Origin of the sequence: Nonomuraea sp. NPDC050394 (genome assembly GCF_044459065.1) — a bacterium.
Taxonomy (GTDB): Bacteria; Actinomycetota; Actinomycetes; order Streptosporangiales; family Streptosporangiaceae; genus Nonomuraea.
In genome coordinates, this window is the sequence record NZ_JBITIO010000007.1 from 72179 (window position 1) to 88951 (window position 16773).

Consider the following 16773-nt stretch of genomic DNA (forward strand, 5'->3'; position numbering starts at 1 on the left):
GTCTGCAGAAGGGTGTCACGCGGCGATAGGGGGATTTTGTGGTCGGGCCGTATCGGGGACTTTTCAACGCGCCCGGGGTAAAGGGTTTCGTCCTGGCCGGATTCGTGGGGCGTTTCCCCATGTCGATGCTGGGGATCGGGATCGTCCTTCTGATCTCCGCGCTGACCGAGTCCTACGCCACAGCGGGAGCCGTCGCGGCCGTGGTCAACGTCTCCTATGCGATCGCGGCGCCGTTCTCCGGACGGCTGGCCGACCGCTTCGGCCAGAACCGGGTGATCGTCCCCTTCTCCGTCGTCAACGCGGTGGCCCTGGTCTCGCTCATCCTCAGCGCCGGGTTCCGGCTGCCCGAATGGACGCTCTACGCCTCGGGCCTGCTCGTCGGCGCGACCTCGCTCTCGCTGGGCTCGATGGTGCGCGCGCGGTGGTCGACCCTGCACGGCGGATCGGGCAAGCTGCACACCGCCTTCGCGTTCGAGTCGGTGGCCGACGAGGTCATCTTCGTGACCGGGCCGGCGGCGGTGACGCTGCTGGCCACCTATGTCAACCCGTACGCGGGGCTGGTGGTCGCCGTGGCGGCGATGCTGGGCGGGTCGCTGGCGCTGGCGGCGCAGCGGCGTACGCAGCCGCCGATCGTGGCGGTGCGCTCCGCCGGCGGCACGCCGATCCTGATCCCGGGCGTCGCCCTGCTGTCGGGTGTGTATGTGGGGCTGGGCGCGGTGTTCGGCTCGGTCGACCTGATCACCGTGGCCTTCGCCGAGGAGCACGGAGCCAAGGGAGCCGCGGGGTTCCTGCTGGCCAGCTTCGCCGGCGGCTCGATGGTCTCGGGCCTGTGGTTCGGCTCGCGGCACTGGCGGATCCCGATGCGCGGGCGCTTCGTGCGGGCGCTCGGGGTGTTCGTCGTCGGCCTGCTGCCGATCATGTTCGTGGGTGACACGCGGATCATGGCGCTCGCGCTGTTCGTCGCGGGCCTGGCCATCTCGCCGACGCTCATCACGGGCTTCTCGCTGACCGAGCGCCTGGTGCCGCCCTCGCTGCTGACCGAGGGAATGGCCTGGATCTCGACCTCGATCGGGTTCGGCGTCGCGCTCGGCGCGTGGGCGGGCGGGCGGCTCACCGAGGCGTTCGGCGCCTCCAACGCCTACGCCTTCTCGCTGGCGTGCGCGCTGTTCGCGGCCATCGTCGGGGTGTCAGGTTCGGGTTTGCTGAGGATTCCCGAAGCGCCTTCACCGGCGAAGAGCTGATCCGCTACGGTCGGGAGATCCCTCAAGCAACACCCTCAACTCACGAAAGCTCCGTAATGTCCCGACAAATTGCTTCACTTCTAGCCATCGCCGCTGTCACCGTCACTCTGGCCCCAGCGCCGGCGTCGGCCGCGCCCGAAGTCGACTGCACGCAGGTCAAATGCCTCGCGCTGACCTTCGACGACGGGCCGGGCAAGTACGCTGACAAGCTCCTCGACACGTTGAAGAAGGCCAACGCGAAGGCGACGTTCTTCCTGGAGGGCCAGTACGTCAAGACGCGGCCCGCCTTCGCCAAGCGCATGGCCAAGGAGGGCCACGAGCTCGGCAACCACAGCTACAAGCACCCCAACTTCACCGATCTCGAGCCGGGGGCCATCCGGAACGAGGTCAAGAAGACCCAGGACATCATCTACAAGACGACCGGGGTCACGCCCAAGCTCCTGCGCCCGCCGTACGGCATGGCCGACATCCAGGTGTCGGACGTGGCGGCGGAGTTCGACATGCCGATCGTGCTGTGGACCGCGGGCTCGCGTGACTGGGCCACCAAGAACGCCGACGAGATCAAGAAGCAGACCTTGGCGGTCGCCCAGCGCGACGGCATCATCCTGATGCACGACTGGGTCAAGCAGACGGTCGACGTGATGCCGAGCCTGGTCAAGCTGCTCCAAAGCCGCGGCTACACGCTGGTGACCGTTTCCACACTGCTCAAGAACCAGAACCTTCAGCCCGGCGACATCTACCCTGTTCCCGAAGGCTGGGAGAGGTGAGTATCGTTCACGTTTAACGGAACGATCCTTTTCCAGGGGGCGCGTCATGGTCTTCACCAACTGGGCCGGCAACCAGTCGGGCACCCCCGCCGAGGTGCGTACGCCCACCTCGGTCGAAGACGTGGCGGGCGCCGTGCGGGACGCCGCGCGCACCGGACGGCGCCTGCGCATGGTCGGAACGGGCCACTCCTTCACCGGAGTGGCCCTCACCGACGGCATCATGCTCCGCCCCACCGGCCTCACCGGCGTCAGGACGTGGGCGGAGGACCGGGTGACCGTCCTCGCCGGCACCCCGCTCAGCCACCTCAACGAACTGCTCGACCGGCGCGGCCTCGCGCTCGCCAACATGGGCGACATCACCGAGCAGACCGTCTCCGGCGCCATCCAGACCGGCACCCACGGCACCGGCCGCGACACGGGCGGCCTGGCCGACCAGGTCGTCGAGCTGGAGCTCGTGCTCGCCGACGGCTCCGTGGCCACGGTCAAGCCGGGCGAAGACCTCTTCGACGCCGCCCGGGTCGGGCTCGGCGCGCTCGGCGTCCTGACCGCGGTGACCTTCAAGGTCGAGCCCGCGTTCCTGCTGCACAACCGGCGCCGCCGTCTCCCCCTCACCGAGATCCTGTCCTCGCTCGACACCATGACCTCGGCCAACGAGCACCTCGACTTCTTCTGGGTGCCGCACACCGACGCCTGCCTGGTCAAGACCAACAACAGGAACCCGGGCCCGGCCCGGCCGCCGAGCGCGTTCAAGCACTGGCTCGACGCGGTCTTCCTGGAGAACACGCTCTTCGGCGCGGCCTGCGCGCTCGGCGCCCGCTTCCCCGGGCTGATCCCCCGCGTCAACGGCGTCAGCGCCGCCGCGCTCGGCGACTCCGAGTCCGTGGACACCTCCTACAAGATCTTCACCGCGCGGCGCGACGTGCGCTTCCTGGAGATGGAGTACGCCGTGCCGCGCGAGCACCTGGCCCAGGCACTACGCGAGACCCGCGACCTGGTCGAGCGCATGGACTGGAAGATCACCTTCCCGATCGAGGTACGGGTGACGCCGCCGAGCGACGCCTGGCTGTCCACCGCGTACGGCCGGGACTCCGCCTACATCGCCTGCCACATCTACCGCCCCACCCCCAACCCCGCCTACTTCGAAGGCGTCGAGGAGATCATGACCAGGCTGCGGGGACGCCCCCACTGGGGCAAGATGCACACCCGCGACGCCGCCTACCTCGCGACCGTCTACCCGCGCCTGCCCGACTTCGTGGCGCTGCGCGACCGCCTCGACCCCGGCCGCGTCTTCACCAACCCCTATCTGGACACCGTCCTCGGCTGAGTCGTACAGCTGGCTGGAGTGCCGCAGTGCCTGGCCGTCCATACCCTTGACGCATGATGCGTGACGCCCTCGAGGCTCTGGACCGCCTCGCGGGCGGGCTCGGCACTGCCGTACTCGCCCTATTCCTCGCGATGGCGTGGTCGGTGACGCTGGTGAGCTGTCTCATCGGCGTCGGCCTGCTGGCGCTGCCCGGCATGATCGGGCTGACCAGGTCCGTGGCCGAGCGGGAACGCGCCCGCCTGGGCCGCCGCGGTGAGCCGGTCATCTCCCCCTACGGCGAACCGGCGGAGGGCAACTGGGCCGAGCAGATGAAGGCGGCCTGGCACGAGCCCTCCGTCCGGCGCGACCTGGCGTGGGTGGCCATCCACGCCACCATGGGGCTGGTGCTCGGGCTGGCCGGGCTCGCGCTGCCGATCATGGGGCTGCGCGACGTGACGTACCCGCTGTGGTGGCGGCTCCTGCCCGCGGGCGAGGCGGGCTCCTCGCTCGGCGTACGCGCGGAGACGTGGCCCGCGGTCCTGGCCGTGGGCCTGTCCGGGCTGCTCTGGCTGGGGCTGGCCCTCGTGCTGGGGCCGAGGCTGGCCGTTCTCCAGAACCTGCCCGGCCGCAGGCTGCTGTCGCCGCACGCCTCGGTGGACCTGTCCGCGCGGGTCGCGCGGCTGACCGCGACCCGGGCCGCCGCCCTGCGCGCTCATGCCGCCGAACTGCGCAGGATCGAGCGCTCCCTGCACGACGGCGCCCAGAACAGGCTGGTCGCCGTCGTCGTCACCGTCGCCGCCGCCAGGCGCGCCCTCTCCAGGAACCCCGAAGCCGCCGACCCCGCGCTCGAACGCGCCCAGACCGCCGCCGAGCAGGCCCTCGCCGAACTGCGCGGCGTCGTACGCGGCATCCTGCCACCGGTACTGGAGGACAAGGGCCTGTCCGGCGCGCTGTCGGCGCTGGCCGCCGGGTCGGCCGTCCCGTGCGGCCTGAGCGTGGGCGAACTCGGTCCGCTCCCGCTGTCGGTCGAGGCCACCGCGTACTTCACCGTCGCCGAGGCCCTCACCAACGTCGCCCGCCACAGCGGCGCCACCCGGGTCGACGTCGAGGTCATCCTGTACGGCGAGGCGCTGCGGATCACCGTGGAGGACGACGGCAGGGGCGGCGCCGGCGAGGGCACCGGCGGAGGCTCGGGACTGGCCGGGATCAGGCGGCGCGTGGAGTCGCACGACGGCGTCCTCACCCTGTCCAGCCCGGAGGGCGGTCCCACCAGGCTGGAGGCCGTCCTCCCACCGGCCTCCTGAGGCTCCGGCCGTACCGGATCTTGGTCTTGTGGGGCTCGGCGGTAACCGGATGCCGGCCTTGCGAGGGTGGGGCTGTACCGGGTGCCGGTCTTCGCGGGGCGTGGCCGTACCGGATGCCGGCCTGGTGAGGGCGTGGCCGTACGGGATGGGAGGGGGTTTGTCAGGGGATGGGGGCGCGGTCCTGGTCGGCGGGTGCGTCGTCCGGGGGTGGGGTGGCCTCTTCCTCGGGCCGGCCGGTCTCCTCGGGCGGGTCCGTGGTCGGCTCGCCCGACGGCTCCACCTCATCGCTCCCGGTCGGCGTCGGGGTGGGCGTCGGCGTCCTGGTCTTGGTCGGCTTGGGTGTCGGAGTGGGCGTCGGGGTCGGCGTGGACTCCGGTTCCTCCCGGGTGGCCGGGGTCTCGGTGGGCGGCGTGGTGTGCTCGTCCTCCTGGACCGGTCCCTTGGGCTCCTCCCTGACCGAGGCCGGGCGCTTGCCGGGCAGCTGGTCGGGGATCGCCGAGCCGCTGGCCGCCTGGTAGATGAGGATCGCGCCCATGCTGATCGCGAAGACCAGCGCGGCGGCGAACCCGAGCTTCAGCCACGGCAGCGGGCGGCGCCGTTCCGGCTTCTCCACCGCCGCCATGACCAGGGTCGCCTCCGCCGCGCCCGGCTCCGGCGGCGGCTCGTCGCGGAGGGTCGCCTGTGCCGCGGTGGCCAGCTCTCCCTCGCCGTCGCGGTGCGGCGGCACCTCCTCGCCGTCCTCGTGCTCGCGCCACGCGAGCACCGTGTGTTCCTTGACCTTCTCGCCGGTCCGCTTCAGGTAGTGCGTGTAGATCGCGCTGCCGACCGTGCTGGCCACACTGGCCACGGCCGCGCCGATCACCGTCCCCGCCACGCCGAGATACGACGCCGCCACCGCGGCGGTCACCGCGGCCAGGGCTCCACCGAGGACCTGCGGCACGCTCAGCTCGAACCTCCGCTGCTCGCCGCTCATCCTCCAGATCAGTCCCCTCTTGTCATCCGACAGGTAAAGAGCTTCCTCGTGAATAGACGCGAGTGCGTGTCCTGTTGTTCCTGTGACCTGCGCGACAGGAAGGCTCAAGGGCCGTGCCCCGCCGATTCGGACTGCCCTCCGTCTATGCCGCCGCGGCCGTGGCCACGGCCGTCACGACCGTCGCCCCGCTCGCCGTGACCGAGCCCGCCTCAGGACTGTCCGCGCGGCCGGTGGTGACGGAGCCCACCCGCCCGTACATCGTGACCGCGCACACGCGCGGCGACGCGCGGGACCTGGTCAGCGAGGCGCGCTGGCGGGTACGCCGCTACTACACGGCCGTCCTGCCCGGATTCGCGACGTGGCTGAGCGACAGGGAGGTGGCCGAACTGCGGGCCGACGCGCGGGTACGCTCGCTCGAACCCGACCGGCAGGTCCACCCCATGGACGGCTGGGCACTGGACCGGCTCGGCGAGCGCGAGCTCCCCCTCGACGGCCGCCACCGCTCCACGGCGACCGGCCGGGGCGTCACCGTCTACGTGCTCGACAGCGGCGTGGACGTCGGCCACCGCGAGTTCGGCGACCGCGCCTGGCGCGCCTTCGACGCCACCGGCGGGCGCGGCGCCGACTGCAGCGGTCACGGCACGCAGGTGGCGGGCGTCGCCGCGGGCCGCACGTACGGCGTGGCCCCGCAGGCCAGGATCGCCTCGGTGAAGGTGCTGGGCTGCGGCTTCGGTTCGATGTCGGACGTGCTGGCCGGAGCCGACTGGGTACGCAGGCACGCCCGCGGCCCCGCCGTGGCCAACATGTCGATCGGCGCCGAGCCCTCCCCCGCGCTGGACGCCGCCGTGAGCAACCTCACCCGGGCGGGCGTCCTGGTCGTGGCCGCCGCGGGCAACTCCGGCGAGAGCGCCTGCTCGGTGTCACCGGCCCGCCGGGCGTTCGCGGTGGCGGCCAGCGACGCGGCGGACCGGCGGGCGCCGTTCTCGGGCCACGGCCCTTGTGTCGATCTTTACGCGCCGGGCGTCGACGTGCGTTCCGCCTGGCTGGCGGGGGCCACGCGCGAGGAGAGCGGCACTTCGATGGCCGCCCCGCACGTGTCCGGAGTCGCCGCCCTCTACCTGGAGTCCCATCGCGGCTCCAGCCCGTCAACTCTCGCGTCTTGGCTCAAGTCCACGGCGACCCGTGGCGTGATTCGCCAGAATCCGTCGAGGACCCCTAACCTCCTGCTGCACTCCGGCGGGCTATAAAGGATGGAATCGACAAATGTGACCGGCGTCACAACGCTTGGGGAGTATCCCAGGCAGGCGATGTTCGGACATGCCGGGTACGGTGCTGGCAGGCAACCGGCACACGCGAGAGACTCAAGGGTCCGGGGGAAGAATGAGCGCGCTGACGAAGGGACTCGCATGCAGGAGCTCCGACTCGTCGCGGTGAGTGAGGACGGCACCTATCTCGTCCTGGCGACAGCCGGGCGGGGTACGCGGTTCACGCTCCCCGTGGACGACCGGCTCCGCGCTGCCGTCCGCGGAAACTTCTCCCGTCTCGGCCAGTACGAGATCGAAGTGGAGAGTCCGTTGCGCCCCAAGGAGATCCAGGCACGCATTCGCGCTGGAGAGACCGCGGAAGAGATCGCCGCGACCGCGGGAATCCCGGTCGAGCGTGTCCGCTGGTTCGAGGGTCCCGTGCTCCAAGAGCGGGAGTACGTCGCCCAGCAGGCGCAGCGCGTCGCCGTTCGCATGCCTGGAGAGTCCGCGCCGGGACCCACGCTCGGCGACCTCGTCGCCGAGCGCCTCACCCGCCGTGGCGTGCCCACCGACGAGATCGACTGGGACTCCGCCAAACGCGACGACGGCCTGTGGCGGGTCAAGCTCGGCTACGTCTGGAACGGTCACACCCGGCACGCGGAGTGGCTGTTCGACCCGCGCAAGCGGCACGTCACGCCGCATGACGACGAGTCCATGAGACTGTCGGCGGCCGACTTCGACCCGAACCCGCCCGCCGAGGACACCACCGTCACGCCGTTCGCGCCGCGCGCCGCCAAGCTGCAGCCGGTGCCTCCGCTGCCGTCGGTGATCCGGCACGAGCCGCCCGCCGTGGTCAGACCCGGCGACGGCTCGGCCGTCGCCTACCCGCCCGGCCGTGACGGCTTCCCTCCCGGACGCGATGCCTTCCCGCCCGGACGCGAGTCCTTCCCGCCCGCCCGGGAAGGCTTCGCGCCTGGACGTGAGGGGTACGCGCAGGGCAAGGAGGGCACCGGCCGCGACGGGTTCCCGCCGAACCGGGACGCGTACTCACCGGCCCGCGGCGAAGGCGCCTACGCCCGCCCGCCCGAGACCCCCTCCAGGGAGGCCGAGCGCGGGTACCCGTTCGAGGACGAGACATCCGACTTCGACGGGCGGGGTGGAGAGGGCGTGCGCCGGGCACCGGCGGCCTGGCACCCGGACTTCGCCACCAACCGCCCGGAACGCCCGCAGGCCCGCGACACCGACCCCATCTACGCCCCGGCCCCCCGCACCCCCGACCCGGCCCCCGCACCCCGCCCCCAGGAGCCCACAGCCCCGGAGCCGGCCACCCATGAGCCGGCCGCCCATGAGCCCACGCCCCCTGTCTTCCAGGAGCCCACACCCCCCGCTCTTCAGGAGCCCACGTCACCCGAAGCGGTCACCCAGGAGCCCTCGGCACCCGTCGTCCAGGTGCCCGCGGCCCCTGTCATTGAGGTGCCCTCAGCCCCGGCCGTCCAGGAGCCATCTGCCCCCGAGCCGGCCGCCGAGCCGGCTGTCCAGGAGCCCGCGGCGGCTGAGCCGGTCGTCGATGAGGTCGTCGCCTCTGCCGCGCCGGTCGTGGAGGAGGCGGCGGTTGCCGCGCCGGATGTCCGGGAGCCGGAGACCGCCGAGCCCATGGCTCCGGCCGTCACGCCTGCCGAGGAACCGCCTGCCGTCACACCTGTGCCGGAGGCGCCCGCTGTCGTGCAAGAGGCCGCGGTCGTGGAGCCCGTCGCCGAGCCTGCGTCCGCCGTGGAGGAGCTCACGGCGGAACCGGTCGCCGAGGAGCCCGTGGCCTCCGAGCCGGTGGTCGAGCCGGTCGAGGCGGCGCCCGTGGAGGCCGTTCCGGTCGAGGCCGTCGTGGTAGAGCCTGCCGCGCCTGAGCCGGCCCCCGAGCCGAAGGCCGACGCCCAGCCGATCGAGCCGCCCAAGGCCGAGACGCCCGACGCCGGGACGCCCGACGCCGAGACACACGAGCCCGTTGCACCCAAGCTCGAAACGCCCAAGCCTGAAGCGCCCAAGGCCGAAGCACCCAAGCCTGAGGCACCGAAGGCCGAGGCTCCCGAGGCTGCGGTGCCGAAGCCTGTGGCGCCGCCGGTTGAGGTGGCCAAGGTGGAACCTGCCAAGGCGGAAGAGGCGGTTGCCGAGAAGCCTCCTGTCAAGGAGGCCGAGGTCGAGACGGTTCGGGAGGACGAGGCGGGCAAGGGCGAGGAGGCGGCTGTGCCGGCGGCCAGGGACGGCAAGGACGAGCCGATCGCCAAGCCGAAGCCCAAGCCGAAGGACCCGTCGACGGTGCCGGTCCCGTCGCCGCCGCCCGCACCCGCGGCCCGGCAGCCGCGCAAGGGTTCCAAGGGCCGGCGCGCCTCCGTCCCGACCTGGGACGAGATCATGTTCGGTGCCCGCAAGCAGGACTGAGGCTCTGGGTACGGCCGGCCACGGTAAGTGGCCGGCCGTGCGTCGTCACGGCGGGCCGTGCGTGCGACCGCCGGGCGCCTGACGACCGGGCCCGGCACACGGCGGCGGGGGGCGCCTGCCTGGCTTGCCGTAAGAGAAAAGGCGTGGTTTGCCGTAAGAGAAGAGCATGGACCTCAGCCGGAGCGCGCGGTCAAGGTCGGATGAAGTGGGCAAGCCAGTCGGGCGTCACCTCGGTGGGAAAGGTGACCGCCTGGGTTTCCGAGACGTCCACGGCCGAGTAGCCGCCCTCGCCCGCGCCCACCCCCGCCACGAGCGTCATGACGCCCGCGCGGCGCTGGAACCACGTCTGGCGGATCCGCCACCCCACCACCGCCCGGCGTTCGAACACCGCCTGAGAACGGCGCAGCGACCCGGAACGCACCGACAGCCGGATCCCGTCGTACCCGTGGCCCAGCGACCTGTAGCGGTCGAGGCCCAGCGGGACGCCCAGCGCGGCCAGGATGAGGGTGGCGACGGCGAGGACCCACCAGGCCGTGGCGGCGGTCATGAGCGCGGCGGCCAGCGCGAGGGCGGCCAGCGCCGCCCAGGGGGCGATCGCGCGGAACAGACGGCGGTTGCGCGCCACCGGCGGGTGCGGGCGCAGTTCGGCGGTGAAGGGGCCGATCGCGGCGCCGGTGACCTGGTGGGCGGCGGCGCGGGGCACGTCGGGCAGGAGCTGGCCGCGGGCCTGGGAGTCGCCGAGACCGGTGACGATGGCCCAGACGCGTACGACTCCGGCCCAGCGTTCGGCGAGGGCGTCGGCGATCTCATAGCCGCGTACGCGCCGGGATTCCAGGGAGACGCTCCTGCGGTTGATCAGCCCGCGCTCGGCGACGAGGTAGCCGTCGCGTTCCTTGAGCGTGAAGTTCCAGTTGAACACCGCGTACATGACCCCGCCCACCACCGGCATCGCGACCACCAGCAGGACGACGGCGACCAGCAGCAGGTAGGGACGGTCCCAGAGCCACTGCCCGGCGTCCCAGGCGGCGTCGCGGCCGAAGCCGAGCTGGTCGCCCCACTGGAAGGCGAGGCCGATGGCGCCACCGGCCAGCGCGAACGGCGTCAGCAGGTACGCCCCCGACAACGGCCCGTAGAGCAGCCAGGCGCGGGGCACGCGCATGATGATCCGCTCATTCTCCCGCGGCTGCGGAGGGGCGTCGGGAGCCGGTTGCCGCCGCTCCTGGGCGCGGGCGTGCAGGAGCACCGCCTTGAGGCGTTCCGCCTCGGCGAGGGTGACGCCGTCGAGCTCGCCCTCCTGCTCGCTGCCGCCGCTGGCTCCGGTGTCGAGCTTGAGTACGGCGAGGCCGAGCAACCGGTGCATGGGCGGCGTGGAGACGTCCACCCCGCGGATGCGCTCAAGCGGGATGGTCCGGACGGAACGGCTGATCAGCGACCGCTTGATCTCCAGACGGTCGCCCGCGATCTGGTAGCTGAACGTCGCCCAGCGCACCACCGCGAACACCACCGTCCCGGCCACGCCCAGCGCCGCCCACAGGAACGAGCGCGGCGAGAACCCGCCCACGAACAGCACGCCGACCAGCGGCAGCAGCAGCGAGGGCAGCATGCGGACCGGGTCGATGAGCAGCACCTTGGGGCTGAGCCGCACCGGCACCGCCCAGCCCTCCGGCGGCCCGGGGGAATCAGGGCGCGCGGGCACTTCCGCCCCGGGATGGGCGGGTCCTGCCGCGGGCGCGCCTTCCACCCCGGACGGGCCTTCCGTCCCAGACGGGTGTTCCGCCCCGGACGGACCTTCCGCCCCGGACGGACCTTCCGCCCCGGGCAGACCTTCCGTCCCGGGCGGGCCTTCCACCTCGGGCGGGCCTTCCGGCGCGGGTGGCTGTGCCTGGTGGTCGAGGTGGTGGGGGTCGGGGGTCATGTGGCGTCGTCCCTGAGGTGCTCGGCCCGATGGGCGAGCTGGTCGGCCAGCCCGGCGGCCACGCCGTACTCCAGACCCTTGATCGTGGAGGAACCGGCGTGCGACGCGGTGCGGATCTCCAGCGTGGCCAGCCCGAACAGCCGCTCCAGCCATCCCTGCGCCTTGTCCACCGTCTGGATCCGGCTCACCGGCACGAACACCCATTCCCGGGTGAGGAAGCCGGAGCGGGCGTACACGACGTCTCCCGACAGCTCCCAGCGATGGACGGCGAAGCGCACGAACGGCTCCGCCACCAGGAACGGCGTGGCCACCACGCCCACCCCCACCGGCAGCAGCCACGAGTCGGCCGACAGCCACCCGGGCACCCAGCCCCACCCGCTGCCGCCCACCACACGCGCCACCACGACCGCCCCGCCCACCAGGAGAACGAAGCCGATCAACGACTCCAGCATCCACAGCTGCCTGGCCTTGGGCGAGACGCGGTGCGCCGGGTCACGCAGCGTCCCCGCTCGGGACTCGGATTCACTCACACCGCCCAGCTTAGGCGCGGCTCGCGTCAGCGTTATCTCAGCGGCCCGCGCGCGGGGTCAGAGAACTGTCAGTGACGTGGGCCACAGTGGGGTCCATGCGATACGCGATCGAGGCCGAGGGCCTCGCCAAGCGCTACGGCGAGACCACCGCGCTGGCCGGTGTCGACCTGGAGGTCCCGCCGGGAAGGCTGCTCGGCGTGCTGGGCCCCAACGGGGCGGGCAAGACCACCGCCGTCAGGATCCTCGCCACCCTGCTCGCCCCCGACGCGGGCCGGGCGTCGGTGGGCGGATTCGACGTGGTGCGCCACGCCCATCAGGTGCGCTCGCTGATCGGCCTGACCGGGCAGTACGCGGCGGTCGACGAGATGCTGACCGGCGTCGAGAACCTGCTCATGATCGGCCGTCTGCTCGGCCTGTCCAGACCGGAGTCGCGGGCGCGGGCGGGGCAGCTGCTCGACCGCTTCGACCTGGCCGACGCGGGCGGCCGGGCCGCCAAGACCTTCTCCGGCGGCATGCGCAGGCGCCTCGACCTGGCGGCGAGCCTGGTGGGGCGGCCTCAGGTGCTGTTCCTCGACGAGCCGACGACCGGGCTGGATCCGCGCAGCCGTACCGACCTGTGGGGGGTGGTGCGGGGGTTGATGGCCGACGGCGTGACCGTGCTGCTGACCACCCAATATCTGGAGGAGGCCGACCAGCTGGCCGACGACATCGTGGTGTTCGACCACGGCAGGGTGATCGCCTCCGGGACCTCCGACCAGCTCAAGTCCATGACGGGCGCGCAGGTGCTGGAGGTGAGCCCGCTGCGCCCCGACCAGCTCGACCTGGTGGCCGAGGTGGTGGGGGCCGTGGTGGAGACGCCGCCCGAGGTCGCCAACGGGAAGGTGACGGCGCCGGTGCACGATCCGCGGGTGGTGCCCGCGGTGGTGCGGCGGCTGGACGAGCTGGGGGTGGTGGCCTCCGAGCTCGCCCTGCGCAAGTCCAGCCTGGACGAGGTGTTCCTTTCTCTGACCGGCCACCGTGCCGATCCCAAGGTGGTGGTCTAGGTGGCGGCGACTGCTGTGCGCGTGGAGCGGCGGGCCGGGGCGGGGGCGACCGTCCGGCAGACGGCCACGCTGGCCTGGCGGAGCCTGGTGCAGGTCAAGCACAATCCCTGGGACCTGCTCGACCTGAGCATCCAGCCGATCATGTTCCTGCTGCTGTTCACGTATGTGTTCGGCGGCGCGATCTCCGGCTCCACCGGGGACTACCTGCAGTTCGCGCTGCCCGGCCTGGTGGTGCAGAACGCGCTGTTCTACACGCTGTCCACGGCGATCGGGCTCAACACCGACATCAGCAAGGGCGTGTTCGACCGGCTGCGGAGCCTGCCCATCGCGCGCACCGCGCCGCTGGCGGGGCGGATCGTCGCGGACACGTTCAAGCAGGTGTGGGCGTTCGCGCTGCTGATGGGGCTCGGGATGGTGCTGGGGTTCCGGGTCCAGACGGGCGTGGCCGGGGTGCTCGGGGCGCTGGCGCTGCTGGTGGTGGTCGCGCTGGCCATGTCGTGGATGTCGGTGCTGATCGGGCTCAGGGCGTCGAGCCCGGAGAAGGTGCAGATGATCGCGTTCTCCGCCATGATGCCGCTGACCTTCACGAGCAGCGCGCTGGTCGATCCGGCGACGTTCCCGGCCTGGCTGCGGGCCTGGTCGGAGGTCAACCCGGTCTCCTACCTGGCCGACGCGATCCGGGGGCTGCTCATCGGCGGCGAGGTGGCGACGCCGGCGCTGGTCTCACTGCTGTGGGCGGCGGGGTTCGTGGCGGTGTTCGCGCCGCTGGCCATCAGGGTCTTCAGGACCCGCGTGTGAACGAACCGGCCAGGGCCAGGGCGGCGGGCCGGTCGAGGGTCTGACCCTGGGCGAAGTGGACGTCGAAGGAGCCGGCTGGCAGAGCGGAGCGGGTGTCGTGGGTGATCCGGGCGTGGTCGGGGTCCACGACCGTGGTGAGGCCCTTGACCGCGGCGGCCGCGCCCAGCAGGACGGCCGCGCGGGTGGCGTCGCCGACGGCCAGCGCGTGCGCGGCGCAGCCGACCACGGCCAGACCGGTCAGCTGCGCGTCGCCCGAGGTGGCCGCCTGCTCCAGGGCCAGCGTGAGATGGCGGCGGGCGTCGGGCTGGCGCCCCTTGTCCAGGGCGATCAGGGCGAGCGAGGTGTTGACGGCGGCGATCATCGGCTTGGGCACTCCGTCGGAGGACTCCATGATGGCCATCGCCCGCCCGTAACAGGCCAGCGCCGTGGCCAGGTCGCCGTCGTGGCGGGCCAGGTCGCCCTGGGCGGCGGTGACCCCGGCCTCGCCCACCCGGTCGCCGAAGCGGACGACCAGATCGGCTATCTCGGCCAGGTGGCGCTCCGCCCGCGCTCGGTCGCCGGCCAGGTTGAGCGCGATCGCGAGGCGGGCGCGCAGGTAGGGGATGTCCTCGACGGCGCCGAGCGTCCGCATGACCTCCAGGGCTTCGCCCATGACCTCGATGCCCTGCCGGATCTCACCGCGCAGCACGTGGAGGTCGGCCACGGCGGCGAGGGCGGAGCTGATGCCCCATCTGTCGCCCACCGCGCGGTAGCCGGCGAGCGCCGCCCGCAGATCGGCCTCACAGCCGCCGATCCGGCCGCTGTAGTAGCTGAGCAGGCCGGTCGTGAGGTGGCCGGAGGCGACGACCCACGGGTCGGTGTGGTTCAGCAGGTCGCCGGCCAGGGGGTCGCCGGTTTCCCGGGAAAGCCGCTGGGCGCCGCCGTACAGGATGAACATGGGCATGGCGAGCGCGACCAGCGGGTGGCCGGGCCCGCCGAGACGGCGGGCCTGCGCGAGCGCGGCGCGCGCCTCCTCCCACGGCAGCGCCGCGCCGACGGCGTTGATCCCGTGTACGGCCAGTCCCAGGGCACGCAGGTGCGCCGGAGCCGCCGGCGCCGCGGCCAGCGCCTCGGCCGAACGCTGGGCGCCTTCGAGCCTGCTGCCCCGCAGCCACCAGTACCACCCGAGCGCCCCCACCAGCCGCAACGCCATCTCCCCCGCCTCGGGATCGGCCGCCGCGGCCGTCACGCACCAGCGGAGCGCGGCGTCGAGGTTGTCATGCTCGGCGGTGAGCGCGGCGAGGTTCCGCAGCTGACCGGCCGCGCGCAGGCCGGGCTCGGCCTCCTCGGCGAAGCGGAGATGGTACGCGGCGTGCGCGCGCCGGATCCGGTCTCCCCCGGTCAGGTGTTCGGCGGCGAAGGCGCGGATGGTTTCCAGCATGCGGTAGCGCCCGGACTCGAAGACGACGAGGGATTTGTCCACCAGGCGGGTCAGGGGCTCCAGGTCGGCGGCGCATACCTGCTCCACGGCCTCCAGCGTGGCCCCGCCCGCGAAGACGGACATCCGGGCGGCCAGCTCGCGCTCGGGTCCGGGCAGCAGGTCCCAGCTCCACGACACCACCGCCCGGAGCGTCTGGTGGCGCGGCTGGGCCGTACGGCTGCCGCTCGTCAGCAACGAGAACCGGTCGCCCAGGCGGGCGGCCACCTCGCCCGCGCCGAGCGAGCGCATCCGCGCGGCGGCCAGCTCGATGGCCAGCGGCAGCCCGTCCAGCGCCCGGCAGATCCGCGCGACCGCGGCGGCCTCGGCGGCGTCCGGCGCGTAGCCGGGGCGGACCGCGGCCGCCCGGTCGGCGAACAGCCGCACGGCCGCGTACTCGCGCGGATCGCCGGCGCCGGGCGGGGGCAGCTCCAGCGGCGGCACGACCCAGCTCACCTCGCCCGTGACCGCGAGCGGTTCGCGGCTGGTGGCCAGCACGCGTACCCCGGGGCAGTCGGCGAGCACCCGCTCGGCCAGCTCGGCGGCGTCGTCGATCACGTGCTCGCAGTTGTCCAGGACGATCAGCGGCTCGCGGTCGCCGATGAGCCGCACGAGCCGCTCGATCGGAAGTTCGGGACCCGGGACGCGGGTGCCGTCACGCAGTTCCAGGGCGGCGGACACGGCCTGCGCGACGTCCGCGGCCCCGGCCAGTTCCACCAGCCAGGCCCCGCCGGGCGGCGCGAGCGCGGCGGCGGCCTCGACGGCGAGCCGGGTCTTGCCGGCGCCGCCGGGTCCGAGCACGGTGACGAGACGGTGCCGGCCCAGAAGATCACCGATGTGAGCAACATCACGATCACGGCCGACGAAGCTCGTCAGCCTGGCCCGCAGATTTCCCGCCCGCCGCTCGCGGGAGTCCTCCGTCCGGACCACGGGCTCGTCGCGGAGCAGGTTCAGGTGGATCCGGGCCAGTTCGGGAGAAGGATCGGCGCCCAGGGTGTCGCGGAAGGCACGGCGGGCGCTCTCGTAGGCGGCCAGCGCCTCCACACGGCGGCCCGCGCCATGGAGTGCGCGCATGCGCAGGCCGTGCAGCCGCTCGCGCAGCGGGTGGACGGCCAGCAGCCCGGCCAGCCCGTCGAGCGCGTCGGCAGGCCGCCCGAGCCGCAGGTCGGCCTCGATCCGGTCCTCCGCCGCGGCCAGCCGGAGATGGTCGAGACGGGCGATGTAGGCGGCGACCACGTCCAGGTCGGCGAGGTCGGCGAGCGCGGGACCGCGCCACAGCGCCAGCGCCTCCCGCAGTAACCCGGCCGCCGTCGCGGCGTCCCCTTCCGCGAGCCGTGCCTGCCCTTCCCCGGCCAGTACGGCGAAGCGGTGCGCGTCCACCTGGTCAGGACCGGCGACCAGCCGGTACCCGGCCGGTTCCGCGACGATGAGCTGGCGCACCGGGTTTTTGCCGAGTGCCGCCCGAAGCCGGGAAACCAGCGCCTGAAGGGCGTTGGCGACCCCGTCAGGCGGCCGGTCCGCCCACACCCCGGCGATCAGCGTCGCCAGGGGAACGGTCCTGCCCGCTTCGACAACCAGCAGGCCAAGGAGGGTGCGTAGCCTCTGACCTGCGATCTCCACGACCTCGCCGTCCCGGCGAACCTCGAGCGGGCCGAGAATGGCGAAGGTCATGCTTGTGTCCAAGCTCACCTTCTCCATCCCACGATTCTGGATGATTTCCGGCCCTTCCCTCGCCACCGACCCTCGCGAAACGGTCGGCGCACCGC

12 protein-coding genes are annotated in these 16773 nt (G+C 72.8%); 8 read left to right on the forward strand and 4 right to left on the reverse strand.

Annotation, left to right across the window (positions count from 1 at the left end; all coding sequences use genetic code 11):
• The first annotated feature begins 38 nt into the window (after nt 1–38).
• Genes ACIBKY_RS27070 through ACIBKY_RS27085 form a run of 4 tightly spaced genes read left to right on the forward strand, consistent with a single transcriptional unit; the run spans nt 39 to nt 4615 of the window.
• Nucleotides 39–1241 (forward strand): MFS transporter, encoded by a 1203-nt coding sequence (locus ACIBKY_RS27070; protein WP_397100650.1) that lies wholly within the window; start codon nt 39–41, stop codon nt 1239–1241.
• 56 nt (nt 1242–1297) lie between these two features.
• Entirely contained in the window at nt 1298–2008 is a 711-nt protein-coding gene (locus ACIBKY_RS27075) for a polysaccharide deacetylase family protein (RefSeq protein ID WP_397100652.1), read from the forward strand.
• A 46-nt stretch (nt 2009–2054) separates the two neighbouring features.
• Nucleotides 2055–3332, forward strand: coding sequence for a D-arabinono-1,4-lactone oxidase (locus ACIBKY_RS27080; protein WP_397100654.1), 1278 nt, complete (start codon nt 2055–2057; stop codon nt 3330–3332).
• Nucleotides 3333–3385: 53 nt separating this feature from the next.
• Nucleotides 3386–4615 (forward strand): sensor histidine kinase, encoded by a 1230-nt coding sequence (locus tag ACIBKY_RS27085; RefSeq protein ID WP_397100656.1) that lies wholly within the window; start codon nt 3386–3388, stop codon nt 4613–4615.
• Nucleotides 4616–4775: 160 nt separating this feature from the next.
• Here the strand turns inward: ACIBKY_RS27085 and ACIBKY_RS27090 are convergent, their stop codons facing one another.
• Complete coding sequence (locus ACIBKY_RS27090; protein ID WP_397100658.1) at nt 4776–5588, reverse strand: hypothetical protein; 813 nt, start codon at nt 5586–5588, stop codon at nt 4776–4778.
• Between the two features lie 113 nt (nt 5589–5701).
• Here ACIBKY_RS27090 and ACIBKY_RS27095 point away from each other — a divergent pair, with 113 nt between their 5' ends.
• Together ACIBKY_RS27095 and sepH are read left to right on the forward strand one after the other, a co-directional pair.
• Nucleotides 5702–6835, forward strand: coding sequence for a S8 family serine peptidase (locus tag ACIBKY_RS27095; protein WP_397100660.1), 1134 nt, complete (start codon nt 5702–5704; stop codon nt 6833–6835).
• A 159-nt stretch (nt 6836–6994) separates the two neighbouring features.
• Nucleotides 6995–9265 (forward strand): septation protein SepH, encoded by a 2271-nt coding sequence (gene sepH / locus ACIBKY_RS27100; RefSeq protein WP_397100662.1) that lies wholly within the window; start codon nt 6995–6997, stop codon nt 9263–9265.
• Between the two features lie 190 nt (nt 9266–9455).
• Here sepH and ACIBKY_RS27105 read toward each other — a convergent pair whose 3' ends face one another.
• A complete protein-coding gene (locus ACIBKY_RS27105) occupies nt 9456–11180 on the reverse strand; it encodes a PH domain-containing protein (RefSeq protein WP_397100664.1) in 1725 nt (574 codons plus the stop codon).
• On the reverse strand, nt 11177–11710 hold the full coding sequence (locus tag ACIBKY_RS27110) for a PH domain-containing protein (RefSeq protein WP_397100666.1): 534 nt from the start codon (nt 11708–11710) through the stop codon (nt 11177–11179). The genes ACIBKY_RS27105 and ACIBKY_RS27110 overlap by 4 nt, the downstream gene beginning before the upstream one ends.
• A 95-nt stretch (nt 11711–11805) precedes the next feature.
• On the opposite strand from ACIBKY_RS27110, the gene ACIBKY_RS27115 reads away from it, so the two are divergent.
• Nucleotides 11806–12753 (forward strand): ATP-binding cassette domain-containing protein, encoded by a 948-nt coding sequence (locus tag ACIBKY_RS27115; RefSeq protein ID WP_397100668.1) that lies wholly within the window; start codon nt 11806–11808, stop codon nt 12751–12753.
• Nucleotides 12754–13551, forward strand: a complete 798-nt coding sequence (locus tag ACIBKY_RS27120) for an ABC transporter permease (protein ID WP_397100670.1) — start codon at nt 12754–12756, stop codon at nt 13549–13551.
• Here the strand turns inward: ACIBKY_RS27120 and ACIBKY_RS27125 are convergent.
• The gene (locus ACIBKY_RS27125) at nt 13535–16678 is read right to left on the reverse strand and encodes a BTAD domain-containing putative transcriptional regulator (RefSeq protein WP_397100672.1); all 3144 of its coding nucleotides are present in this window, start codon (nt 16676–16678) and stop codon (nt 13535–13537) included. The genes ACIBKY_RS27120 and ACIBKY_RS27125 overlap by 17 nt on opposite strands.
• Nucleotides 16679–16773 lie beyond the last annotated feature (95 nt).